This window comes from Vagococcus elongatus (assembly GCF_003987645.1).
GTDB lineage: Bacteria > Bacillota > Bacilli > Lactobacillales > Vagococcaceae > Vagococcus_A > Vagococcus_A elongatus.
In genome coordinates, this window is record NZ_NGKA01000007.1 from 60,868 (window position 1) to 85,860 (window position 24,993).

At 39.0% G+C, this 24,993-nt stretch carries 25 protein-coding genes; 5 read left to right on the forward strand and 20 right to left on the reverse strand.

The features are described from left to right. Window positions 1–9: 9 nt before the first annotated feature. From lpdA to gcvT, 5 genes are read right to left on the reverse strand one after another with little or no spacing between them, the layout of a single operon-like run. Window positions 10–1,395, reverse strand: a complete 1,386-nt coding sequence (gene lpdA / locus CBF29_RS05840) for a dihydrolipoyl dehydrogenase (protein ID WP_126808386.1) — start codon at window positions 1,393–1,395, stop codon at window positions 10–12. A gap of 17 nt (window positions 1,396–1,412) precedes the next feature. Continuing rightward, a complete protein-coding gene (gene gcvPB / locus CBF29_RS05845; protein ID WP_126808388.1) occupies window positions 1,413–2,849 on the reverse strand; it encodes an aminomethyl-transferring glycine dehydrogenase subunit GcvPB in 1,437 nt (478 codons plus the stop codon). 2 nt (window positions 2,850–2,851) lie between these two features. Then, a complete protein-coding gene (gene gcvPA, locus CBF29_RS05850) occupies window positions 2,852–4,165 on the reverse strand; it encodes an aminomethyl-transferring glycine dehydrogenase subunit GcvPA (protein ID WP_126808390.1) in 1,314 nt (437 codons plus the stop codon). Between the two features lie 4 nt (window positions 4,166–4,169). Next, the gene (gcvH, locus tag CBF29_RS05855) at window positions 4,170–4,550 is read right to left on the reverse strand and encodes a glycine cleavage system protein GcvH (protein WP_126808392.1); all 381 of its coding nucleotides are present in this window, start codon (window positions 4,548–4,550) and stop codon (window positions 4,170–4,172) included. Window positions 4,551–4,575: 25 nt separating this feature from the next. Beyond that, complete coding sequence (gcvT, locus tag CBF29_RS05860; protein ID WP_126808394.1) at window positions 4,576–5,667, reverse strand: glycine cleavage system aminomethyltransferase GcvT; 1,092 nt, start codon at window positions 5,665–5,667, stop codon at window positions 4,576–4,578. 680 nt (window positions 5,668–6,347) lie between these two features. Here gcvT and CBF29_RS05865 point away from each other — a divergent pair. Then, window positions 6,348–6,899, forward strand: coding sequence for a GNAT family N-acetyltransferase (locus CBF29_RS05865; protein ID WP_126808396.1), 552 nt, complete (start codon window positions 6,348–6,350; stop codon window positions 6,897–6,899). A gap of 77 nt (window positions 6,900–6,976) precedes the next feature. Here CBF29_RS05865 and CBF29_RS05870 read toward each other — a convergent pair whose 3' ends face one another. Both CBF29_RS05870 and CBF29_RS05875 read right to left on the reverse strand, forming a co-directional pair. Next, window positions 6,977–7,501, reverse strand: coding sequence for a DUF3267 domain-containing protein (locus CBF29_RS05870; protein ID WP_126808398.1), 525 nt, complete (start codon window positions 7,499–7,501; stop codon window positions 6,977–6,979). A 58-nt stretch (window positions 7,502–7,559) separates the two neighbouring features. Further along, a complete protein-coding gene (locus CBF29_RS05875) occupies window positions 7,560–8,216 on the reverse strand; it encodes a GPP34 family phosphoprotein (RefSeq protein ID WP_170170001.1) in 657 nt (218 codons plus the stop codon). A 154-nt stretch (window positions 8,217–8,370) separates the two neighbouring features. Between CBF29_RS05875 and CBF29_RS05880 the strand changes: the two genes are divergently transcribed. Beyond that, entirely contained in the window at window positions 8,371–9,225 is an 855-nt protein-coding gene (locus CBF29_RS05880) for a helix-turn-helix domain-containing protein (RefSeq protein ID WP_126808402.1), read from the forward strand. Between the two features lie 484 nt (window positions 9,226–9,709). Then, the gene (locus tag CBF29_RS05885; protein ID WP_126808405.1) at window positions 9,710–10,180 is read left to right on the forward strand and encodes a hypothetical protein; all 471 of its coding nucleotides are present in this window, start codon (window positions 9,710–9,712) and stop codon (window positions 10,178–10,180) included. A 713-nt stretch (window positions 10,181–10,893) separates the two neighbouring features. On the opposite strand, the gene CBF29_RS05890 is transcribed toward CBF29_RS05885, so the two are convergent. The 3 genes from CBF29_RS05890 to CBF29_RS05900 all read right to left on the reverse strand — a co-directional run bounded on the left by CBF29_RS05890 (window position 10,894) and on the right by CBF29_RS05900 (window position 12,767). Beyond that, window positions 10,894–11,640: an NADPH-dependent oxidoreductase gene (locus tag CBF29_RS05890; protein ID WP_126808407.1), complete on the reverse strand. Its 747-nt coding sequence runs from the start codon at window positions 11,638–11,640 to the stop codon at window positions 10,894–10,896. 150 nt (window positions 11,641–11,790) lie between these two features. After that, on the reverse strand, window positions 11,791–12,303 hold the full coding sequence (locus CBF29_RS05895) for a YtxH domain-containing protein (RefSeq protein ID WP_126808409.1): 513 nt from the start codon (window positions 12,301–12,303) through the stop codon (window positions 11,791–11,793). A 20-nt stretch (window positions 12,304–12,323) separates the two neighbouring features. Continuing rightward, window positions 12,324–12,767: a DUF948 domain-containing protein gene (locus tag CBF29_RS05900; protein ID WP_126808411.1), complete on the reverse strand. Its 444-nt coding sequence runs from the start codon at window positions 12,765–12,767 to the stop codon at window positions 12,324–12,326. 158 nt (window positions 12,768–12,925) lie between these two features. Between CBF29_RS05900 and CBF29_RS05905 the strand changes: the two genes are divergently transcribed. Further along, window positions 12,926–13,837, forward strand: coding sequence for a mechanosensitive ion channel family protein (locus CBF29_RS05905; protein ID WP_170170002.1), 912 nt, complete (start codon window positions 12,926–12,928; stop codon window positions 13,835–13,837). Window positions 13,838–13,914: 77 nt separating this feature from the next. On the opposite strand, the gene CBF29_RS05910 is transcribed toward CBF29_RS05905, so the two are convergent. The 10 genes from CBF29_RS05910 to CBF29_RS05955 form a co-directional block, all read right to left on the reverse strand. Beyond that, entirely contained in the window at window positions 13,915–15,033 is a 1,119-nt protein-coding gene (locus CBF29_RS05910) for a glycerate kinase (RefSeq protein ID WP_126808415.1), read from the reverse strand. Between the two features lie 249 nt (window positions 15,034–15,282). Then, the gene (cbpB, locus tag CBF29_RS05915; protein ID WP_126808417.1) at window positions 15,283–15,771 is read right to left on the reverse strand and encodes a cyclic-di-AMP-binding protein CbpB; all 489 of its coding nucleotides are present in this window, start codon (window positions 15,769–15,771) and stop codon (window positions 15,283–15,285) included. A gap of 104 nt (window positions 15,772–15,875) precedes the next feature. Further along, window positions 15,876–16,388, reverse strand: coding sequence for a metallophosphoesterase (locus CBF29_RS05920; protein ID WP_126808419.1), 513 nt, complete (start codon window positions 16,386–16,388; stop codon window positions 15,876–15,878). A gap of 68 nt (window positions 16,389–16,456) precedes the next feature. After that, window positions 16,457–17,800 carry a ribonuclease PH gene (gene rph / locus CBF29_RS05925; RefSeq protein ID WP_126808421.1) on the reverse strand — a complete coding sequence of 448 codons (1,344 nt, stop codon included), beginning with the start codon at window positions 17,798–17,800 and terminating at the stop codon, window positions 16,457–16,459. 21 nt (window positions 17,801–17,821) lie between these two features. Continuing rightward, entirely contained in the window at window positions 17,822–18,622 is an 801-nt protein-coding gene (gene racE / locus CBF29_RS05930) for a glutamate racemase (protein WP_425469888.1), read from the reverse strand. Window positions 18,623–18,865: 243 nt separating this feature from the next. Next, window positions 18,866–21,280, reverse strand: a complete 2,415-nt coding sequence (gene pheT / locus CBF29_RS05935; RefSeq protein WP_126808425.1) for a phenylalanine--tRNA ligase subunit beta — start codon at window positions 21,278–21,280, stop codon at window positions 18,866–18,868. Window position 21,281: 1 nt separating this feature from the next. Next, window positions 21,282–22,334, reverse strand: coding sequence for a phenylalanine--tRNA ligase subunit alpha (pheS, locus tag CBF29_RS05940; RefSeq protein ID WP_126808427.1), 1,053 nt, complete (start codon window positions 22,332–22,334; stop codon window positions 21,282–21,284). Window positions 22,335–22,712: 378 nt separating this feature from the next. Beyond that, entirely contained in the window at window positions 22,713–23,060 is a 348-nt protein-coding gene (locus CBF29_RS05945; RefSeq protein WP_170170003.1) for a winged helix-turn-helix transcriptional regulator, read from the reverse strand. A 116-nt stretch (window positions 23,061–23,176) separates the two neighbouring features. After that, complete coding sequence (locus CBF29_RS05950; RefSeq protein WP_126808431.1) at window positions 23,177–23,674, reverse strand: HD domain-containing protein; 498 nt, start codon at window positions 23,672–23,674, stop codon at window positions 23,177–23,179. 95 nt (window positions 23,675–23,769) lie between these two features. Further along, window positions 23,770–24,555 carry a TrmH family RNA methyltransferase gene (locus CBF29_RS05955; protein ID WP_126808433.1) on the reverse strand — a complete coding sequence of 262 codons (786 nt, stop codon included), beginning with the start codon at window positions 24,553–24,555 and terminating at the stop codon, window positions 23,770–23,772. Between the two features lie 137 nt (window positions 24,556–24,692). Here CBF29_RS05955 and CBF29_RS05960 point away from each other — a divergent pair, with 137 nt between their 5' ends. Next, window positions 24,693–24,968, forward strand: a complete 276-nt coding sequence (locus CBF29_RS05960) for an acylphosphatase (RefSeq protein WP_126808436.1) — start codon at window positions 24,693–24,695, stop codon at window positions 24,966–24,968. Window positions 24,969–24,993: the final 25 nt, after the last annotated feature.

A 24,993-nucleotide genomic window follows, 5' to 3' on the forward strand; every position in this document is an offset into this window, starting at 1 on the left:
TGATTTATATTACCGTGGGATTGAATGAATACCCCTTTTGGAAATATTATCCAGTGCCTCGATTATTCCTTCGTGCACCGTTGGATGAGGATGAATGACGGACAACATCTCCTCGGTGGTTAATTTGTTAACGATGGCTGTGCTGTATTCACTAATCATTTCAGTGGCTGTATCTGCCATAATCACTGCTCCAAGCAGTTTGCCAGATTCCTTTTCAGTAATTATCTTAATAAAGCCGCGGTCTCCTCCTTTGATCATATGACGGGCGTTGCCGCTTAAAACATATTTTCCGATTTCCACATCAAAACCTTTTTCCTTTGCTTCTGCTTCAGATAATCCCACACTGGCAATTTCCGGTGTTGTATACACACAGCCGGGAATAACATCCAGATCGTAGGGGGGCGCTTGATTAGCTATTTGGGACACAACATTAATACCTTGAGCAGAAGCCACATGGGCAAGCTGTGTATTGCCTGCCACAATGTCTCCAATGGCATAGATGGATGGAACAGAAGTCTTAAAATCGTCATCCACTACGATAAAACCTCGTTCTGTCTTTATTCCCAAATCTTCTGAAAATAACTTCGATTGAGAAACCCGACGTCCAGTCGCCATCAGCACTTTGTCAGACACTACTTTTTTCATCTCATCTTTTTCTTCGTAGGTGCAGGCTATTTGAGAGTTTTCTTTTGAAAATCCGGTCACATTCACATTGGTTTTTATTTCTACTCCACGCCGTTTTAAAATCATAGATAGATTCTGGGAAATTTCCCGATCAAAGGTAGCCAGTATTCTCGGCATGGCTTCTAAAATTGTCACCTTACAACCTAAATCGTTATAAAATGAAGCTATTTCTACACCGATGACGCCTCCGCCCACAATGACGATTTCGTCAAGCGTTTCAGGAACCGTTAAAATATCATCGCTAGTGACCACTTCTGACAGCTCCACTCCTTTGATCGGGGGGAGTGCCGGGGTCAACCCGGCAGCAATGATAATATGTTCAGCTTCATACGTTTCCCCTGCGACTTCAATTTGCGTTGCACCAGTAATGATGCCTTCACCAATTGCTAACTGGATTTTATTTTTCTTTAATAATGTCTCAACACCAGTTCTGATTTGATTCACTAAACGATCTTTTCTAGAATAAATTGCCGTCATATCATAGGTTGAATCTGCCGTTTGAATCCCAAGTTCAGATAATTGGCCCTGTTTACGATAAGCCCCGCTGCTTTCTAGTAAAGTTTTTGTAGGAATACAACCGCGATTTAAGCAAGTGCCGCCGACGTTGTCTTTTTCTACCAGCAACACTGACAACCCTAATTGAGCTGCTCTGATTGCCGCTACATAGCCTCCCGGTCCCGCACCGATAATTCCCACATCATATGTCTTCATCTAAATCCCCCGCCTTCTCAATCAAACTGATAAGCTAATTTCGGCTGTCGTGCTGCTTTGACCTCATCCAAGCGTTTCACTACCATTCGATGAGGGGCTGATTTGACTTTTTCAGGATCACTATAGATAGTTTCGTGAATTTCCCCATAGATTCTGATGACCTCATCCAGTGTCTCTTTTGATTCAGTTTCCGTCGGTTCAATCATCAAAGCTTCCGGCACGATCGTAGGGAAATACATCGTTGGCGGATACATGTCATAATCCAAAATCATTTTTGCCACATCCAGAGCTGTCACACCTGTTTCTTTTTTTATGTCTTTCAGACTTAAAACAAACTCATGCATACAGATTCCCGGATAACCTACTTTATAAAACTCTTTCAAACCTTCCATCAGATAATTAGCATTCAATACAGCCGTTTTCGCAGCATGCGGTATGCCTTCTGCCCCTAGATATAAGATATAAGTCAATGCGCGAACGTCCACAAGGAAGTGTCCGTAGAACCCTTTGACGCGGCCGATTGATTGTTCTGGTTTCATCAGATTGAATTTTCCTGAAGTTTCTTGGACAGGATGATCGTTTGGCAAGAATGGTTCCAAAATGTTTTTCACTCCGATTGGACCAGATCCCGGTCCGCCGCCGCCGTGGGGCGTAGAAAATGTCTTATGCAAGTTTAAATGAATCACATCAAAGCCCATGTCCCCGGGACGTACCACTCCCATAACCGCATTCAGATTGGCACCATCATAATAGTTCAATCCGCCGGCATCATGAACGATTTTCGTCACTTCTGAAATATTTTCTTCATACTTTCCTAACGTGTTAGGATTAGTCAGCATAATACCTGCCGTATCATCACCAACTACTTTTCTCAACTCTTCCGGGTCGACACAGCCGTTCTCATCAGAAGGTACATTAACTGTTTTGTATCCCACCATGGATGCACTAGCTGGATTCGTTCCGTGAGCAGAATCTGGCACGATGATTTTATTACGTTTAAAATCTTTTTTAGCAGTGTGATACGCTTTGATAATCATTAATCCCGTCAACTCACCATGGGCACCTGCAGCTGGCTGGAAAGTCATCTTATCCATACCAGTGATTTCACATAAATATTTTTCTGCTAAGGCAAACACTTCTAAAGCCCCTTGAACAGTTTCCACTGGCTGAAGCGGGTGGATTTTTGTAAAATTAGGCAGTGACGCCATCTCATCATTTAGTTTTGGATTATATTTCATGGTACATGAACCTAATGGATAAAAACCATCATTGGCACCATGCGTTCGTTTAGCCAAAGCTGAATAATGACGTGTGATATCCGGCTGGGCAACTTCTGGTAAGTTTAACGCCTGCTTTCTTTGCAGCATTGTAGGCAGTTCGACTTCCGGAACATCCAAAGGAGGGAGCATATCATTTTTAATACCATGTTTGCTTTTCTCAAAAATCAATTTCATTTCTACATTACCTCCTTGACGATTGAGGCTAATCGGTCGATATCCTCTTTTGAATTCATTTCAGTTGCGCACCATAAAATATCTGTCTCATTCAACGGATAACCGCCTAAAATATTTTCTTCATCCAGCTTTTCCAAAATATCTATGGCTGGTTTAGTTGAAGTTGTCACAAATTCATGGAAAAATTCTCCCGGATATTTGAGTTCAATCGTTGGAATTTGAGTCAAGGCATCCGCTAAGTAATGAGTTTTTGAGTAACATTGACGGGCAACATCTTTTAATCCTTCCGGCCCCATCACTGTCATATAAACAGAAGCAGTCAACGCACAATGAGCCTGATTAGAACAAATATTTGAGGAGGCGCGTTCTCTTCGGATATGCTGTTCTCTTGCTTGAAGAGTTAAGACATAGCCGCGCTTGCCTTCAGTATCTTCCGTCTCTCCCACAATTCTTCCCGGAATCTTGTGTAAAAATTCTTTACTGGCGGCTAAGAATCCTAAATATGGTCCGCCAAATGCTAAATCTAACCCAAGAGGCTGTCCTTCTCCTGTTGCGATGTCAGCTTGACACTCGAATGGTGTTTTCAACTTCACACCCGCTACCGGATTTATGGACATAATGAATTTCTGTTTATTTTCCTTGAGCAATGCTCCTATTTTCTCTGCTTCTTCGATTTGTCCGAAATAGTTTGGCTGCTGCAGGACAAAACATGCCACGTCATCTTCCAGCATAGCTGCCAACTTTTCCACATCTGTAACCCCGTCTTTTTGAGGAACGATGATAACTTCATTATTCACACTATTTGCATATGTTTGAATGGTCTCAATCGTCATCGGATGAACAGTTTCACTTATCAGGATTTTGTTTTGCTTGCGTGTCATCGTCATATTGACCGCTTCTGCCGCCGCTGTTGCACCATCATAAATCGAAGCATTGGCGATTTCCATGCCCGTCAGCTGACAAATCATTGTCTGATACTCGAAAATCGACTGAAGAACACCTTGACTAATCTCTGCTTGATAAGGAGTATAAGTCGTTAGAAATTCTTCCTTACTTACGATTTGCTTGACTAACGCAGGAATATAATGGTTGTAAGCACCAGCTCCTCTAAAAATACTCCGATACACTTTATTTTTAGCAGCCAAATCTGTCATTATTTGACGTACTTCCATCTCCGACTTGCCTGAAGGGATATCCAGCCCATCGATCAATAAATCTTTTGACACTTGTTTATAAAGGTCATCGATTGATGACAATCCTAATTTTGCCAGCATTAATTCCTGGTCAGAAGTCGTTATCGGACTGTATCTTCCCATGAGTTTATGCCTCCTCTTCAACAAACTTCGTGTATTCTTCTGCGTTCAATAAATCATCTTTAGCAGTGATTTCTTCAATTTCAAATAACCATGTGTCAAAAGGAGCTTCGTTGACTAACTCTGGTGAATCCAAAAGAGCTTCGTTGACTTTCGTGATGGTTCCGCTGACAGGTGAATGGATGTCAGAAACAGCTTTGACTGATTCGATATCACAGACCACATCTCCTTGGGCAACTTCATCTCCTTCTTCCGGCAAAGTCAGATAAACGATATCTCCCAATTCTTCCTGAGCAAAGAAAGTCAGCCCAACTTGTCCTGATGTTTCTGTCAACTCCTTGAACCATTCATGAGACTTGCTGTACTTCAAATTTTCTGGATTTTTCATGTTAATATTCCTCCTGATAAGATTTTTATTGATTTTTAAAATTAAAAGGCATTGTAACAATTTTTGCCTGTAGTACCCGATTTCTGATTTTCACATCGAAGACCGTTCCGATTTCACTCTTATCCCGGTCGACAAAAGCCATGGCGATACCTTTTTTCATACTTGGAGAGAACGTCCCTGAGGTGGTGAAACCAACTTTTTCATCAGCTAAAAGTAGTTCAGCTTCTTCTCTGACGATTCCCCGGCCTACAACTTCCAAACCTACTCTGACTTTTTCACTGTTTTGGGCTGCAGCAATGGCATCTTTGCCAATAAAATCTTCTTTAGCAAGCTTTACCGCAAAACCTAGATCTACTTCTACTGGGGTGATGTCTTCGTTCATTTCATGACCATAAAGCGGCATACCGGCTTCCAAACGCAGGGTGTCTCGTGCACCAAGACCGCTAGGAAGCAATCCTAAAGGTTCCCCTGCTGCCATTATTTTTTCAAAAATTGTTAACAAATCTTCTGTGCGACAATAAACTTCGTATCCGAATTCGCCGGTGTAGCCCGTTCTTGAAATATCAGCTTTAACTCCAGCAATCTCGACATTTTCTTTAAAAGTATAATATTTTTCCGGCAATTCTTCCGCACGACATATTTTTTCGAAAATTTCTTTTGTACGGGGGCCTTGTACTGCCAGCAAACCAATCTCTTCTGAACGATCCGTCAAGGTTGTATTCGACAAGAGATGCTCTTGAATCCAATTAAAATCTTTGTCATGGTTGGCTGCATTGACTACTAGCATAAATTTCTGGTCAGAGTACTTATAAACCAATAAATCTTCTATGATGCCGCCTTTTTCATTACACATCAATGTATAGCGTATACCACCGTTTTTCATTTTTGAAAAATCGTTTGTAAATATTTTTTGTAACGTTGCAACGGCTCCTTCTCCTTCGATGAAGAATTCCCCCATGTGGGAGACATCAAAGATGCCCGCCTCATTTCTTACAGCCAGATGCTCTTTCAGCACGCCGCTGTCCTGATATTCAATCGGCATAGAAAAACCACCGAAAGGGACCATTTTTGCCTTTAGATTTATGTGTGTATCATATAAAGCTGTTTTTTTATCCATCTTATCTTCTCCTTCCTAGATTGCGAAAATCAATGACTATGAAGTTATTTTATTCCCCCCTTTATTCCCTCAAAACCACACACCTCTCCAACACCTTCTAGAGACGTGATATGATGAAAAACTTACACAACTTGAACAACCACTAATAAAATTTTGCTAACTAATCCATACTTAGCTATGACAAATCGTAAAAGAAGCAAGTAAAACCTACCTCCTAAAAAGATAACGCTTCCAATGCCAATTCTATACTGAATAACTTTTTTTTACAAGGTTTTTAAAAAAATATTTAGTTTGGAAAAAAAAAATTAATCCTCTAGTTTTTAACAGTATTTCCAGCATCAGAAACTTTTTCTCCCCTTTTAATTTTAGTTCCTTTAATGATTAGTTTACAAATGAATGGTTGGCTTTGAAAATTTCGAGTTATTTATGCAAGTTATGAGAAAAACATTAGAAAAAATGAAAATAATATAATAGTTTTTTCATATTTACAATTCTAAGGCTCTTGAGTGCTAATTGTCAATTAAATTCAGGAAATATTTCATTTTTCCGTCTGTATCTTTTAATCCATCTTCTAAAATGATATACTAGCTCCAATTTATTTTAAATGAAAAATGAAATTAGCATGAAAATCAAACGACTAAAACTATCAAAAATCAAATGAACAGGAGAGAACCTAATAAATGACATTAAACTTAAACGGAAAAAATCTTACCCTTCGTTCAATTAAAAATGAAGATTTGGAAACACTTTGGCAAATTGCCTACAATCAATCTTTAGAATGGATGAATTGGAATGGCCCTTATTTCAATGACCCTGTTTATACTTATGAAGAATTTATCCTCTATTATACAACAAAGGTTATGCCTTTGGATGCCACCGCAGTCATCGTTGTCGATGAGCAGCCGATTGGACTGATTTCTCATTACTGGGAAGATGGCGAATTGATGCAATGGCTTGAATACGGCTTAGTGATCTATCAAGAACAGCATTGGGGAAAGGGCATCGGAACTGAGGCGTGCAAAATTTGGATGGATTATTTATTTGATACATACCCTTATATTCAAAGAGTAGGCTTTACCACTTGGTCAGGCAATCACAGAATTCTCAGAATGGGCGAAAAATTGGGGATGAAAAAAGAAGCCGTCATCCGCCAAGTAAGATTCTGGCAGGGAAACTATTATGATTCAGTAAAATTTGGGATTTTAAGAAAAGAATGGCAGGAAAATATATAAAAAGAATGTTTTTCCTTAAATCAATTGAAACCTAGACAGCAATCTTGAAGCTGATGGCTGTCTAGGTTTTTTTCTTTTTATTCTACTACTGCAAAACCAGCTTTAGTGGGATGGTCGATAATCTTTTGGTGACGGTAAGGAAACATTCTAAAGAACAACAAAATATCTCCACCGCATAAAGCGATATTCACAAGGGTGGCAAATAATGTGAGAGTACTCGGGTAAACAAAGGACAATAAGGTTGTCCCTACAGCTAAAGTAAGGAACGGGAGTACCAATCCAAACATATACTTACTTCCTGTTAAAGGTTTATCACAGTGACATGATGCCATCATAAAATTAAATTTTATATGAATATTTTTAAGTGTGCATCCTTTGGTCAACACCCAGCCGCCCCCGTGCAATGCTTCATGAATTAACATTGAAATAAGCAGCAAGATGATAATAAGTAGGGTAATATTGATGTCCGTATCTGTTAACTTTCCGTAAAAACATTTTCTATAAACGACCATATAACTTGCCAATAAAGGCAGAACACACAAAAATCCTAAAATATTGACCATGATACTATTATAAGTGACTTCTTTAACCATTTTTTCCATAACAACAACTCCTCCTGATTTTTTAACATGATACTATACTCTCATTAAATTTCTCTTTTTAGATACTGGCAGCAATCATCAAGGTCCAAAACATTCCTTCAATTTCTTTTTTCATGACCCCGAAACCTTTCAACAATGACTGATTTTGACACTGGTCCCACCTTTTATGGAAGCTTTTTATTTTATCTTTGGGATAATATTTGTTCAACAATTTCCCTTGCTCCAACAAAATCCACAGGTGTATCCCCTTTTCATCGAAGATAGCTTTCTCCAAGTTTAACTCAAGATTTTTTAAAATTAACTGTACCTCAGTATCATTTGCGGTATAGACTGATTTTTCTCCAAGATAGCTGTTTTCCTTAGTCACATTAAGTAACCCTTTTTGCTGCATCTCTTTTCTGATTCCTTGTAAATATTTTTTTAATTCTTTGTCAGTGAATGTACCGCAATAGACGTCAGCAACTTTTTTTAAAGTAGGTTTACTTATTCCTTTCAACACGTCCAGCAACGGCTGTAAAAATATAAATCTCCCTGATAACTCCCCTTTTTTTAATCTCACACTTCTTTCATCCAAAACAATCATACCGGCTTCTTGCAGATCCAGCAGTCCAGCCATCACCAGAGCAAGTTGTGCATGAAACTGACTGCCGTTGATACCGCCCCTTTTATTCATTGCTAATAAAAATAGTTGTTCGCTTAATGTTTCAGCTTTCATAATCATTCCACTCCTTCCAATCTGAACTTAAGGATAGACAAAAACTCGAAGAAAATGGGGAAAAAGATACTATCTTTTCAAAATAAGGTATAAACACTTGAATTTTCGCAGATTTCAATAGAGAATAACACTATAGTTACTTGGAGGGATAGTCATGACTAGTACAGGAGAAATTTTCCTGAATATCAGGAAAAATAAGGGGTTGACAGCTAAAGAAGTAGCACATGGAATCATTTCACCCCAATTTTTGCGTAAATTTGAAAATAACATGAGCGACATCAGTTTGAATAATTTTCTAGAGTTGCTCGCCCGGGTGGATACCACAATGATTGAATTTGTTTCAGAAACTGATAACACCATTGATGTTTGGTTAAAGTCTGTGGAGTATGACTTGGATGTCGCCTTCAATTCCGGCAATTCTTTTCTTTTAAAAAAATTTATTGAAGAAAACGAAAAGAGCTTTGCTGAAACCAGAGAAAAACGTTTTTTCTTAGTCAGCTTAGTGGGAAAATTTTACTATAACCATTCTTTTCATGCAGTTTATGAGATGGATGCTGCACCGATTTTAGAACACCTGAGAAAAATCGAACAGTGGGGAAAATTTGAATTGTTCTTGGGAACCTACATGTATCTTTTTTTCGAAGATGAGGAAGCTTTCATCTACGGGAACCAATTGCTGAAAAAAAGACATCCCTCCTTTGAAATAAATCAGTGGCGGAATGACTTGGCCCTTCACTTTGCCTTAAAGCTGATACAAAATAATAATTTAGGCCATGCTGAAAAAATCTTATCCTTTTATTTTTCCCGAATTGCCTCCCAACATGATACAAGTTATATCCATAATGATTTATTTGCAAAATTTGTTCAAGGGATTTTTACTATGAAGACGGGGAACAAACAAGGGAGCAAACAAGTGGAAGAAATTCTGTCTATTTTTCATGATGTCTTGGGTTATACTGACTATGCCAATAAGTTAAATACACTTTATATTTTTTTCCAAAACAAATAGTTTGCCAGGTTACTAAGAGTCCCTCTCGTATAAAATTAAGCAAATCAGCTAGGCTATTCTTGAATTGCTTAGTTTTAACAAAAACAAGTCAAACACATTTGTTTTATCTTCATACGCAAAGGAAGCGCTATCAATTCCGTTACTTTTGAGATAAAATAGAGATGTAGAAACCTTTATTTTTTTGATAACGTGCCAAATTTGTACGTTAGAACTTATGATGCTTAGATATTAGTCGAAAAACCTGACACAAAAATTATTCTGTTGCCTCTCTTTCCTACTGTTGCTTCAACAATTTCTCTGAGAACAGTGCCTGAAAACTACTTTTTGTTGATTGTATGAACTCTGGAGAAAAGCTAGATCGACAGTTGCCAATACATATTTCCTAGAAAGAATTTTTCATGGGTGGGACATTTAAAAATCATAAAGTTTTGATGATGTTGCCAAATATGTGGTGTTTCTTAGTCAACGGGATAAAGGAGAAAATATGAAGGATAAAAATAAGAAAACAAGAAAAAGTATTGTTGTGGGTGCAAGTATATTTTTAGTGTTGCTAATAAGTTTTAGTGTTTTTCTTTTAATGAAGAATTCTACGAAAAGTGGAAATAACTTATCTTCGAAGGACTTGCTAGATAAAAGGTTTGAGATGGCTTTTGATCCAACGGCTGACTTATCCTATGCCTATATTACTTTTTCAGAGGAAAACAATAGTGTCGACGTCATAAAAAGATATAAAGACTTAGTCACATCAGAAGCTGAAAAAATCGAAAAAAGCAAGGATGAGCGAAAAGAAAAAGGCAAAGTTGATACGATGGAAACATACAACAATCTTAACATCAAAATTTCCGGAGACCAGTATGTCATTAGTGCCGATGGTTTTAGCGAAACATTCACTAGAGTAGACGAAAAGAGAATCAAAGATACGAATGATGTGGAATACATAATGAGAAACCCATGATTGAGAATTGTTTGTTTTGTCAGAAAGATGTGCCACCCATGTTTTTAATCTCAAAATATTTTTCGTTTAAAAGAAAAAAGCCGAAAAGTCTCGCAACTTTTCGGCTTTTTTATCTTCCAAATACATATTTTTAACGAATCATCACGTCTGTTTGAACCATCCAATAATCCTACTTAATTTATAACGATTGAAATAGCAAGTAGAATAAAAACTACGCCATAAAAATAGCCAAAATACAATGCTGCTGGAGAAAATGGAGATGTATTCTCATCTCCATGCGCTTGGAGATGTTTTAGATAGTGCCTCGTCGAGTAAATTTGCCATGATCCCCCTGACAATAGGAGTAGTGCTACGATTATTTTAAAAATCATTATGTGTTCCTTTCTGATTATCTTTCAACAGCTTCACAAATCACATGTAAGAAGCAGTTAATTGACAATCATATACCATTAGTCAACTTTTCAAACTTTCCGCAATATTATCAATTTTTTTCATATCAAATGTTCCATTATTCCCCCTTTTATTGCTGAATATTTTAATACTTTTCAATAAAAAGTCAACCATTTATTTTAAGGATAGAATATTCCGACAAAAAACTGCCTACGCAATTTCCGTAGACAGTTTATAGTAAAATATTAGCTAACAAACAGGAGTTATAGTCGTTGATAAACAATCTCTTTTACCACTTAAGGCTTATCTAAAAATATGTCACCTTATTTTAAAATAAAGCCTTGCTTTTTAGCATTTTCCAGCAAATCTTTCCGTTTAGCCAACTGACGTGACATGCCAGTCACGATTTGTTTAGTAAAGCTGTCCAAACGGTTATTGGTATCTCTTGAATCATAATAAGTTTCTACTAACGCATCATAGTCCGCTAAAGCTTCATGTATATTCTCCGTGGTCTCATAACTATTGGTATGAAGTACCACTTCTTTAGGCAGTCGCGGTTTTTGCGATGGTGCCTCCGCCGGCTTCCCGATACCCAGTCCCAATACCGGAAAAACATAATCAGGCAAGTTTAACAATTCAACCATTTTTTGACTATCGTTGCCGATACTGCCTAAATAAACTGTCCCGTAACCTAAACTTTCAGCCGCCACTACAACATTTTGAGCAGCAAGGCAGGCATCTGTCATCGCCACCATAAACCGGTCGAATTGTGCCAAAACGTCAGTGTTTTGATTTTCCTCCGCAGCGATTTGGTGGTTACGATGCTGATCAGCCACAAATATCAACAAGCACGGTGCCTCAGCCACATAAGTTTGATTGCAAATTTTTGCGATTTCATCCTTGAGTGACTGGTCGGTCACTTGAATAATAGAATAGCTTTGCATAAAGTTACTGGTAGCCGTCCGTTGTGCCACTTCAATCAATGTATTAAAATCATCTTGGGAAACTTCTTCATTTAAAAATTTTCGAATCGTACGGTGATCTAACTGGGTTTTAATTGTTTCGTTCATCTTTTTATCCTCCTATTTTTTATACACACGCATAATAATACTATACACTTTTTCAAAAATATTTTCATTAAGCAAGTGTAGTTTAACAGAATCCTTCGAAAAAGAAGAAAACACCCTCCTAAAGGTTCTCCTTTAAGAAGGTGTCGTCTGCTATTCTTCAGTCTCTTGTTTTATTTTGTCTTGGACATCCTCTGAAACTTCCTTGGCTTCGTCAACAATTGTTTCAGCGACTTCTTCCCCCGCATCTTTGACATTATCTTTTAGTTCCACAACTGTATCTGCTACTTCTTCAGTCATGTCCTCAACGTCAAGCACAATATCCTCTGCGTCGTCCACCAAATCATCTAATCTTTCTTCCCAGTTAGCGTCTGCCACCGTTTCCTTGAACTCTTTTTTCAAGTCAGATGTTTGTTGTTTCAACGTGTTCAGAGTGGAATCATGAAACTCATGTGCTTTGTTCATCGTATATTCCGAATACTCTGCCCCTTTTTGCTTCGCATACTCACCATATTCATAAGTTTTATCCTTTAAATCATCAATTTTTTTGAGCAACTCTTCCCTTGTTTCTTTTCCTGACTTTGGTGCCAAAAGTAATGCCGTAAATGCAGCTGCTGTTCCTCCGATAACTGCCCCTAATAAAAATCCACTGCTTTTCTTACCCATATCCTTTGTCCTCCTAAAATCTATTTTTTAAAAAAGTTAACTGCCGTCTTCCCAAGTTTTGAAGCTACCGTCGCTTTTGCTGCGCCACTGCCTACTGCACCAAGCTTATTGGCCATATGACGGCTGGATCTATTTAAGTCTGATACACTCTCACTCAGTTCTGCCACTGCATCAAACAGCGGATCAATCGTTTCGACTTTACTAGTCACATCCGCCAGCAATTCATTACTCTTTACAAGCAGGTCTTCTACTTGATGAGCCAGAACGTTGACGTCCTTCGTTACCACTTGTATCGTATTAGTTGTCTCATCCACTATCGCTTGCGCTTTAGTGATGGTTTCATTGGTCATATCTAATGTCTGCTTTAATTTTGGCAATAAGCTCATCAACACCACCACGAGCACTACCACTAAAATAACAAATGCTATAGCAGCAATCAAAGCAGCAATCTCAGTACCGGTCATTTCACATTCCTCTTTTCTATCGTTTTCCAACACTTTTTTTTAGCATACCACTTACATTGTCTTTTCTCAACTAATTACAATAACCATTTGTAACTTTTTTTTCACCATTTTTTTGTTACAATAGTGATAGTATCTTAAACGTGAAAGGAGTTTTTTCTTTGGTTTCCAACCTTCTTTTTTTAACAGCAACACAAAGTTCAGATGTGTCAGTCACTGAGAAAACAACTAAAAAAATCAGTGCTTTTGCAAATTACTGGCAAAAAATAGACTGGGAAAGCCTCTTTGCTTTGTTTATCTCCAAAGGCATCATTATTTTAATCACTACTTTCCTGATCATCCTTACCCATCGCATCGGGAATAGATTCATACGCAAGTCGTTTGATAGTTATAAACTAAAGGAAAAACAAAGTGAAACCAGAACTGAGACTTTATACGCCCTGTCAAAAAATATTTTCCAATACATTTTATTCTTTGTTTATCTTTACACGCTTTTATCCATCATCGGGATTCCAGTCGGGTCTCTTTTAGCAGGAGCAGGAATCGTCGGAGTTGCCATCGGATTGGGAGCACAAGGGTTTATCAGTGATTTTATTACCGGCTTTTTTATTATTTTCGAAAAGCAGATCGAAGTTGGAGACTACGTAAAAATTGAAAATTTCGAGGGAACGGTTCAATCAGTGGGACTGCGTACGACACAATTAAAAAGTGGGGATGGTGTCATGCATTATATTCCCAATCGAAGTATTCTAGTCGTGAGCAATTTATCTAAGGCTAATCGACTGGCTATTGTTCAGTTGCGCGTCGCTCCCTCAAATGATATTGAAAAAATCAAGGCTATTATGGCACAAGTGAACGAGGTATTAACACCGCAATTCCCAGAAATCACTTCTCCCCCTGAAATCATGGGTGTCATTGATTTAGGCAACGGTTCACTGGCAATCAGAGTGACTATCGGGACACTCAACGGCGCCCAAATAAAGGTCCAGTCAAAATTTTTAGAAGAATACATCGAAGCTATTGCTAAAGAAGGTATAGAAATTCCTTCTTCGCCGATAACCTTAGCAAATTAATCACGTCCGGAACTTTTTATGGTTCCGGATTTTTGTGGAATACACCCTAATTCTGTAACCAGAAAATCATAAAATTTTTATTTCAGCAAAAACAAAAGTTGTTTCGTCCGCATGGCTGCCCTTTTTAAATTTCCTTTTGCATTCTTCATCGCTTCACCCAAAGATGAAATTCTATCAACGATTGGTATAACTACATCTAATCCATTCAAATGAAAAATAGCGGGATCTCCCTCAACAGAACCAACAAAAGCAATCACCGGCAGCTGATATTTTTTTGCTATTTGACCAATCCCAATCGGTACTTTTCCTTGCAGACTTTGGCTGTCTATTTTTCCCTCACCTGTAATAACCAAGTCTGCAGTGCGTATTTCTTCTTCCAAAGCGGAATAGTGAGCAATCAAATCAAAGCCTCGTACCATTTTAGCATTCAATAATTTACGCAAGGCTATTCCTAACCCTCCGGCTGCCCCGTCCCCTTTTTGCGGGGTATCTCCGTCTAAAAGTACCTGCTCATAATTTATCATCATCGTTTCATATGTTTTTAATTCTTCTTGTTTGATCCCTTTTTGTGTGCCAAACATATAGACCGCGCCTGTGGGTCCAGTCAAGGGGCTCTCCACGTCGGCGGCAATAATAAATTCAACATTGTTTACTCTAGCGTCTAAATTCTCTTTTGAGACTTGACGGACAAGACCTAAATTCTCCCCTTTTGGCGAAAGTACATTGCCAGAAATATCAAAAAATTCTACCCCTAACGCATGCATTGCCCCCATGCCACCATCCACAGTTCCTGTACCGCCAAGCCCGATGATGATGGTCTTGGCTCCTTTGTCCAAAGCAGCCAAGATAGATTCTCCCAGTCCGGCCGAATTTGTCTGACTTGGGTGTGTTCTGTCAGTACCATCAAGAAACTGAATCCCGCAAGTCAACGCAGATTCGATGACGGCAATTTTTTCTTGCGCCAACCAGCCGAAAAACGATGTCCCGACCTTCCCTCTTAAATTCTGACAAGATATCTGTTCATATTGGCCAGTGTAATTAGTGATAAAAGCTTCCACTGTTCCTTCGCCACCGTCTGCAATCGCAATTTTCTTGACCTGAACTTCCTCTGACATAAATACTTCTTCAATGATTTTATTTGCCTCAACGCTGGATAAAGACCCCTTCATCGAGTCAATCGCTGAAATAATTTTCATCATACCACCTCGCCTGCAACAAATTTTTGGCATCTTTTCCGTCCTCTTACACTATTATATCATTGAATCTCTTCTACTGAACAATATGGCATAACCTAAAATCATCAAATTCCTTAAATAAATTAGTCACATTAAATTTTTTCGTCATAAATCTCGATTTTATGAAAGTGCATAAAAAAACACAATAAATTCAGTGAACAAAAGAATTTATTGTGCTTTCATTTAAAAGCTTATTTTGATAAATATTTACTAACCAAATTTCCGGATCTCAACTTTTTTAGGTTTCAAATCATAGTCATTACCAAGAGTATGCATCAGATGATTCACCGCTTTGAGTAGTTCCTTTCGTGTGACGATTCCCATGAACTTATTGTTCTCGTCAGAAACTGGAATAAACGGATGGTCCACTGCCAGATGGAAAAGTCTTTCCACATCAGAGGTGTTGTTGATAAATGTAATATCCACATCCATCACATCGGCAACTTTTTTATCATTCAGATTATTTGGTTCTACTTCATCTAAATCAAACATTTCATCTACGATATTTGTCAAGCCGATAAATCCGACCAATTCATCTTGGGCGTTTAATACTGGAATTTTAGAATAACGAACTTTCGAAAGAACTAACAATGCATGGGTAAGCGGGTTGGTGTCCATCACATGGGCCACTTTATCTGCACTGATCAGAAAATCACTCTGATTTTCTAATAAAAGATTTTCTATTGTACTTCCAATCATTTAAGATTGCCTCCTTTTCACTCAACTTCATTGTAGCGAATTAAATCTAAATTAAAAGCCTTTTCACACTTTATTCAATCTTTTTTTAGTAAATCCTCATGTTCTTATCTTTTAAATTCCTGAGTTAGTTCCGGTAAAGGCTGATGTTGTTCATTAAAATAAGAAACGATATATTTTTCCGGCGTGCTTTCTATGATAGCGTAAGTTTTCACACGAAATCTTCCCCTAGGCTGACTGATGCTCCCGGGATTAACGATGAGGATGTTCTCGACTAACTCAGCAAACAACTGGTGGGTATGTCCGTATAAAGCAATATTGGCTCCTGATTCTTCGGCTTCATAAAATAAATGCTGCAAGCCAAAACGAACACTGCTCCGATGTCCATGAGTCATATATATCTTATCTAATCCATTAGATAAGGTTTGACTATTTGAAAATCTTGAATCGTAATCACAGTTGCCTGTCACTACATGAAAATCATTCCAAATCGGGTCTGTAGGTGATAACTCAGAATCACCGCAATGGAACATCTCATCTACTTTTCCACGATACTTATCGGCTAACTCTTTTAATACAAAATAGTCTCCATGATTGTCACTGACTACTAAATATTTCATCTCTATTCTCCTCTTCTTGATGGTCTGATGCTGGGATTTTAGAGACTGTTATTCTCTAAAAATAGTGGCTAGTCCTCCAACCAATCGTCCCAAACTTTTGTCAAATTTTGAATAGCTTTGGCACGATGGCTTATTTTATTTTTTATTTCTGGTGCTAATTCTGCCATGGATTTCCCCATTTCTTCCACCAAAAATAGCGGATCATAGCCAAAACCGTTTTCTCCCCGAGGAATAGTCAGGATTCTTCCTTCTGTTTCCCCATTGACCACCAAACTTTTCCGATTGGGTGCAGCCAAAACTAAGGTGCAATGGAAGCGAGCAGTCCGTTCTTCTTTAGGGACACCCGTCAGCTCATGCAAAAGTTTGGCATTATTTGCAGCATCATTGTGTGCCTCTCCCGCAAAACGGGCAGAGTACACCCCAGGCTGTCCTCCTAACGCATCTACGATCAATCCCGAATCATCTGCTAGGACCATACATTTTAATCTTGCGGCAATCGTTTCAGCTTTCAAGCGGGCATTTTCCTCAAAGGTACTGCCAGTTTCTTCTACTTCAGGGATTTCCGGAAAATCTTCCAGTGTTTTGATCCTAAATCCTTTTTCAGCAAACATAGCTTCAAATTCCTTTGCTTTGCCCGCATTATGGGTGGCAATTAAAATATCATTTTTAGAAGCGCTGTATACTGGAGCAGCAGAGGTTTCCAGTGCTTCTTTTTGCAGCCGGATCAAATCAAAGATGCCATTCTCTCCTAAATTCAGCATGGAAAGTAAATCTTCTCGAGAAAAAGTCTGTTCTTCGCCTGTTCCCTGAATCTCTACAAATTCTCCCGATTCAGTCATCACTAAATTCATATCCACCGCAGCATTTACGTCTTCAGTGTAATCCAAGTCAAGCACAGGTGTCCCGTCTTGCAATACTCCCACGCTGATCGCAGCCAAATGTTCTCTCAAAGGATTTTCCACTAATTGGCCGGCAGCCATCTCATGCTGTACTGCTAGAGACAGGGCGACGAAAGCACCAGTGATACTTGCTGTACGTGTTCCCCCATCGGCTTGAAGCACATCGCAATCAATAACAATCGACTTTTCTCCCAAGACTTCCAAATCCACGACAGAGCGCAAAGAGCGCCCAATCAAACGCTGGATTTCCATTGTTCGGCCGGAAAGTTTGCCATTGCTGCTCTCCCGACGATTTCTCGTATTCGTTGCTCTTGGCAGCATGCTATATTCCGCTGTGACCCAGCCTTTGCCGCTATTTTTTAAAAATGTCGGAACTGAATTTTCGATTGAAGCGGCACATAAAACCATAGTATCGCCAAAGCGGATCAAGACAGACCCTTCTGCGTGTTTCAATACATTTGTTTCTATAGAAATTTTTCTGAGTTCATCGACTCGTCGACCATCGTGTCTCATTTTGATGTTCCTTTCTCTCCTTTAGAGCGTCACTTTCTTCGCGGCTATTTTTTTTAATGGCAGCCAATCCAACGCAATATCATCAAACATTTTAGGTGAAGCTGTGGTATAAAACTCATGTTCTTTCATTTTTTCACTCGCTTGGGCGGCAATATTAAAATAATCAAGGAGCATGCTGACCTCCCCCACAGTTTCCGCACCTGAATCAACGAGGGTCACTTGGCTTCCCATATAATTTTGAATCAATGGACGCAACAAAGGATAATGAGTACAGCCTAAGATTAGCGTATCTATCTTTTCCCTTTTTAAAGATTTCAAAGTTTCTGCCACTACCATTTTAGCTAACGGACTATTATATTCGCTACTCTCCACAATAGGGACAAATTTAGGACAAGCCAATTCCGTGACAAACGTTTTCGGTGCTTTAGTCAAAATACCTTTGGAATAGGAGTGGCTGTTCACTGTCCCAACTGTACCAATCACGCCGATTCGATTGTTTTCTGTTCGTTTTAAACTTGCGCGGACTCCCGGAAGAATCACGCCCACAACTGGAATAGCCAAACTTGATTTTATTCGATCAAGTGCGGCTGCTGTGGCTGTATTACAGGCAATCACTAACATTTTGATGTTTTTTTTCATTAAAAAAGAAGTCATTTCCCAAGTAAACTCAATAATCTGTTCCACAGGTCGGGGACCATAAGGACATCTTGCTGTGTCACCGAGGTAAATGATGCGCTCATTTGGAAGTTGTTTAAGGGCTTCTTTAACGACGGTCAATCCGCCCACTCCTGAGTCGATAAAGCCGATCGCTTCTTCATTCACTCTGCTTCCAACTCCTTTCCGCTTGTTTCTCATTCTTCTATTCTCTAATTTTTTGAGGAAAGTTGCAAGTCTTTTAATCGTAAGACCAGCCTTCATTTGAAGTAAATACCAACAGACTTCTGTTTTAAAGTGCTATCTATAAAAATACACTGTTCATGAGTTTTTTTCTTTGACCTCTGTCGGAAACTTTATGACTTGACCATTAAAAAGCTGAAACATTTTTTAATGTTTCAGCTTTCACTCTTATCTAATTTCTGCTGAGAAATTGTTTTCCAAGGCTGAGCTGATTTTTTCCATCGCTTGTGTGACTTCTTCATCCACTAAAGTACTTGCAGGATTTTGAAATGTCAGTGAATAAGCCAAAGATTTTTTAGCTTTGCCGAGTTTTTCCCCTTCAAAAACATCAAACAAATGGACATCCTTTAGATAGGCGCCCCCTTTTGCACGAATCACATCAATTAATTGCTGATTCGTAATGTTTTTGTCCACAAGTAACGCAATGTCACGACTGACGGACGGATATTTGCTGACTTCTTTGAAATCAAAGTTTTTCAATTCTTGGGCAAACAATATATCCAAATCGATTTCACAGACAAAAGTATCATGGATGTCATACGCTTTTGCCATACTTGGATGCAGCTGTCCCACAAACCCGATCACTTCTTCATTTAAAATCATTTTTGCGGTTCGTCCCGGGTGGAGCTCACTGTATTCTACTGTTGCCTCATAACGTACATTTTCAGCTCCCAACATAGTCATCAGATTTTCCACAATGCCTTTCAGCAAATAAAAATCAACAGATTGATTGGTTTCGCTCCAAGCTTTTTCATGCCATAAACCTGTTATTGCCAGCGCTAAATGTTTGCGCTGTTCAGGAATTTCTTTCTTTTCCTTTTGAATAAAAATATTTCCAATTTCATAAAGGGCCACATTTAAATTTTTACGGGCCACATTATAAGACATATCGGTCAAAAGACCGCTAATCAAACTTTGTCGCATCACACTATGGTCCTCACTCATGGGGGAAGCTAATTTAACATTTTCCCCATGTTGAATGACGAACTGGCCAGCTTTCTCTTCAGTCGTCAAAGCGTAGCTGATGGCTTCAGATAAGCCGCTGCCTTCCAAAATATCACGAATTTCACGAATCAGCTGCTGATTGACAGTCAATCCGCCGGGAAGTGCTTCTCCCTTAGGCAAGGTTGACGGAAGATCGTCATAGCCATAAATACGGGCAACTTCTTCCACAATATCTTCTGGTATTTTGATATCCCAACGACGCGGTGGAATCTCAATCGCATAATATTCATCATTTTCCGAGTATGCAAAACCTAAAGCATCAAAAATTTCATTTACTTCAGAGGTGAGCAAGTCCGTGCCTAACAACCGATTGATTTTTTCTAATGAAATATCTACAATGATTTGTTCTGGCAGCGTCTCGGAAGCAACGATTTCACCTGCAACAACTTCTCCATCTCCCAGTTCTGCCATCAGCATTGCGGCATAATCCAAAGCCTCTTGAACTGTTGCCAAGTTGATGCCCTTTTCAAATCGGGCACTTGACTCGCTGCGGAGATTAAATTGAGCTGACGTTTTACGTGTCAGCGCCGGATCAAAACTGGCTGCTTCAATCGCAACAGACGTCGTCTCTTCAGTAACTTCCGAATCAAAACCTCCCATCACCCCCGCTAGTGCAATTGGGGCCTGTCCATTAGTAATCATAATATTTTCCGGTCCGACTTTTCGTTCTACGCCGTCTAGCGTCATTAAAGTCTCTTCGGGCAAGCCGCGACGGACTAAAATTTCTTTCGAACCGATTTTATCATAGTCAAAAGCATGGAGCGGCTGACCAAACAATAAGAGTACATAGTTGGTCACATCAACGACATTGTTATGGGGACGAATCCCGGCATTCATCAAACGTGTCTGCAACCACAAAGGACTTTCTTTGATGGTAAGATTTTCTACCACACGCATTCGGTAGTTAGGTGCATCCTTTTCATCTTCTACTCTAACCGTCAGCAAATCCTGAATAGACATAGAAGACGTTTCTTTTAAAATTTTTTTATCAAACTTTGGTTGCTGACGATAAATTGCTCCTACTTCATGAGCAACTCCCATCATGCTTAACGCATCTGCACGGTTAGGCGTCACGGACAACTCGATGATGGGATCATCCATTCCTAAATAGGCGTAGGCCTCTTCTCCTACATTTGCATCTGAAGGCAAGACGTAAATGCCGTCAGCATAAGCTTTAGGAATCACATTTTCAGGAAATCCCATTTCCTCAAGGGAACAAATCATTCCCATGGAAACCTCTCCGCGCATTTTGTTTTTTTTGATTTTAATATTGCCCGTAATCCTCGCACCGGGCAATGCCACCACTACTTTTTGTCCGGTGGCTACATTAGGTGCACCGCAAACGATTTGATAATCTTCTTCCTCACCCACATCAACTTGACACACAGAAAGATGGTCGCTGTTTTCATGCGCTTTAGCTTCTTTTACATAACCCACGACAATTTTTTTCAAACCATCTTGGAGGGTATTGACTTCTTCAACTTCTATTCCTGTTCGGGACATTTTATCCGCTAACTCAATCGCTGTGGTTTGAGATAAATCTAAAAAATCTTGCAGCCATTTATATGACACTAACATGTTAGTTTGACTCCTTTACTTTAAATTGTTCGATGAAACGTAAATCATTCAAATAGAAGGAACGAATATCAGTGACACCGTAGCGCAGCATAGCCACACGGTCTGGTCCCAACCCAAAGGCAAAGCCGCTGTAAACTTCCGGATCAATGCCGGACATTTCCAGCACGGTCGGGTGAACCATACCCGCACCCAAAATTTCTATCCAACCGGTTTTTTTACAAACGTTACAGCCGGCACCGCCGCATTTAAAACAGCTGACATCCACTTCCACTGAAGGTTCAGTGAAAGGAAAGTAGCTTGGACGCAAGCGGATTTCCCGATCTTCGCCAAACATTTTTTTCAGCAAAACTTCCAGTGTCCCTTTCAAATCTCCCATGGTGATATTTTTATCGATAACCAGACCTTCGATTTGATGAAATTGATGACTATGAGTTGCATCATCATTATCCCGGCGAAAAACTTTTCCCGGACTAATCATCCGCAACGGTCCCTTTGAAAAATCATGTACTTCCATCGTACGGGCTTGTACTGGCGAAGTATGGGTCCTTAATAAAAGTTCTTCCGTCACGTAAAATGAATCCTGCATGTCCCGTGCCGGGTGATTTTTAGGAATATTCATTCTTTCAAAGTTATAGGCATCTTTTTCGACCTCATAACCTTCAATGACCTGATACCCCATGCCTATGAAAATATCTTCGATTTCTTCCATGATTTGTGTCAAAATATGCCGTGTACCTTGAGGGACTTTTTTCCCGGGAAGTGTCACGTCCAATGTTTCAGCAACCAGCGCTTCATCTAAAGCCTGAGATTCCAGTATTTCTTTTTTTTCTTCTATTTTTTGTGCAATTTTATTTTTGATTTCATTGGCAAAACTGCCAACCACTGGTCTTTCTTCTGAGGATAAATCTTTCATCCCTCTTAAAACCTCAGTTATCGGCCCTTTTTTCCCCAAAATTTCAACACGAATGTTGTTTAAGGCATTTAAGTCCACTGCTTCATCGATTTCAGCAATGGTCTTTTCCTTTAATTTTTCTAATTGTTGTTTTAAAGACATCTTTCTTCTCCCTCTACAGTTTATACGTTACTATTTTCAGCAGTGCCAGACTGCCATAAAATCCTAAAAAATATTTTTCTTTACAATCGATTGTTTCCAAATAAAAAAACTCCATTCCAGTTATCAGGAACGAAGCTTCGCGGTACCATCCTAGTTCATCATAAAAAAATGATGCTCTCAATCAATTGTTATCGGTGTTTTATCACCGGCTTAGATATTGGCTAAGCAACTCCGGAAGTGAACTTCATTTAACTCATACTTAGTCTGCTTCCAGTCGCCGGCAAACTATTCCTGTGAGTATCAGATAAACTACTCTTTTCCATCATTGTTAATTGTTATTTGATTATCAGTCTACAAGAAAATCAGACAAAGGTCAACCTACTCTGATAAAATCATCCACTTTTCAGCCCAATTTTGAATCTCTTTCATTGCTGTTTGAAGGTCGCTGCCCTTTGCAGTCAGACGATACTCAACCTTCTTGCTGTTCTTTTCGTCGGCAATCCGCTCAACGATGCCGCAAGCTTCCAATTCTTTTAATCTTTCTACCAGCACGCGGTCACTAATGTTTGGTATCTTATCAGCCAATTCTCCAAATCGCTGAATCCCATCTTCTAAGAGAACATCGATAATCAGACCATTCCAGCGTTTGCCTAAAAATTCAAACGTCTTTTCAAACTTCGGGCACATTTGAAACTGTCTTTTTTCACATTCTTGCTTATTCAACATTAGCATCCCTCCCTTAACTTCTTCAAATTATATCACAAAAAGAAAATATTTATAACTATTCACTATTTTAATAACAAAAAAAGAGCGATCTCTTTTACGATCACTCCTTGACATTTTTAGCTCGCCATACTGAAGAAAGAAACAAACTTATGTTTAGCACTATAATAAGTCGGTGACAGCCCTTCGTACAAAGCACAATATTTATCCACAAAAGTGACAATATAGCTTTCTTTGTATTTAGGAGGGGCAATCGTTGCCAACCACATATGTTTCACAATAATATCTTTTTCCAAATCTGACAAATCTGTTAATTTTTCAGCATTTCTTACCGCCATGCGAGGGTGAACGTAAGCATGAGTGCCTTCGTCAAATTTTTCATCACGCCAATCATAAAAAAAGAGGTCGTGAAGCAATCCGGCACGAGCTGTCGCTTTGGCATCGCCATTCCATTTTTTGGCCAGACGGTAACTTAGATATGAGACATTGATTGAATGACTCAAACGTGTTTCTGAACGGTGTTGTTTAAATTCTGCTAGACGTTGAACTTCTTCCGTATAAATCAAATCTTCAACATAGGACATATATTCCTGATCGTTTTGCCAGTTCAAATTCATTCTGTTATCATTCCTCATATTTAATGTACCTTTACAGAGGTACTTTCCATATAATAGCACCTTTTGCACAAAGTTTCCAGCAAGGTTGATTCTTCTTAATATTTTTGTAATATTTTTCCTTTCAATCCGTACATCAAAATCCCCGCCGCCACTGCAACATTCAAAGATTCAGCCTGTCCATGGATTGGGATATATAAATTCCTATCGGTCAGTTGTAAAAACTGTTGGGCAACCCCTTGCCCTTCGTTTCCCATAATAAGAGCAAAGTTTTTCTCCGGTGTAAACTCTGTGTAAATCTTGGCTTCCTCATCTAGCGCTGTGCCTAACAGCTGAATCCCGTTTTCTTTTAGAAAAGGCAAGAATGTTTCCAATTTTTTTTGAACCACAGGCAAATGAAAATGACTGCCCTGTAGTGAACGCTGCACTTTCCCAGAATAAATATCGGCACAGCCTTCCCCCAGAACAACTCCTGCGTAGCCGGCAGCATCTGCCGTGCGAATCATCGTCCCAACATTTCCCGGGTCTTGCACACGATCCAAAATCAGTAATGGTCCCTCTAACGGAAACTGCAACGGTTTTTCTTGTTGCTGCAAAACACCTGCAATGCCTTGGGGTGTGGGTAACGAAGAGAGTGATTTCATTACTTGTTCACTGACTAGAAAAACGTCCGTTGATGCTTTGAGCAACTCGAAAGTCTCATGGTTCGCAATAAATTTTTCAGTCACAAAGATTTTTTCAAAATTTAGAGCTTCTTTCAACGCTTCCTGAATCAAATGTTCTCCTTCTATTAAATAATCACCGGTTTGTTCACGGTATTTAGGTTTCAAAAGTTTTTTAGTTTCTTTGATAGTTGCATTTTGCAAAGAGGTAATTTCTTTCATGGTCTTCTTCCCTTCTTCTTGATGCATTATAGCATGATAATTATTTCCCTACTAGCCTATTTTAACTTGTTAAAACTCCCTACTTTTTGATATGATTAAAGAAAATAACGATAACAATCTAAGGGAAGTGAATGCTGATGAAAAAAATAAAAATGATTGTCTCCGGACGTGTCCAAGGCGTAGGTTTCAGATTTACAACCAAGATGGTGGCTGATCGTCTAGGTGTTAAAGGATATGTTAAAAATTTGGACGACGGCTCCGTTTATATTGAAGCAATCGCTGATGATATTGTTTTGGAAAACTTCATTAATAAAATAAAAGCATCTCCTTCACCAAGCGGACGAGTCACTTATAGTAAAATTGTGGAAGATGACACCATTGAAGAACGACGCAATTTTGATGTTCTTTACTAACTTTTTGATAAACTAATTGAAAAGT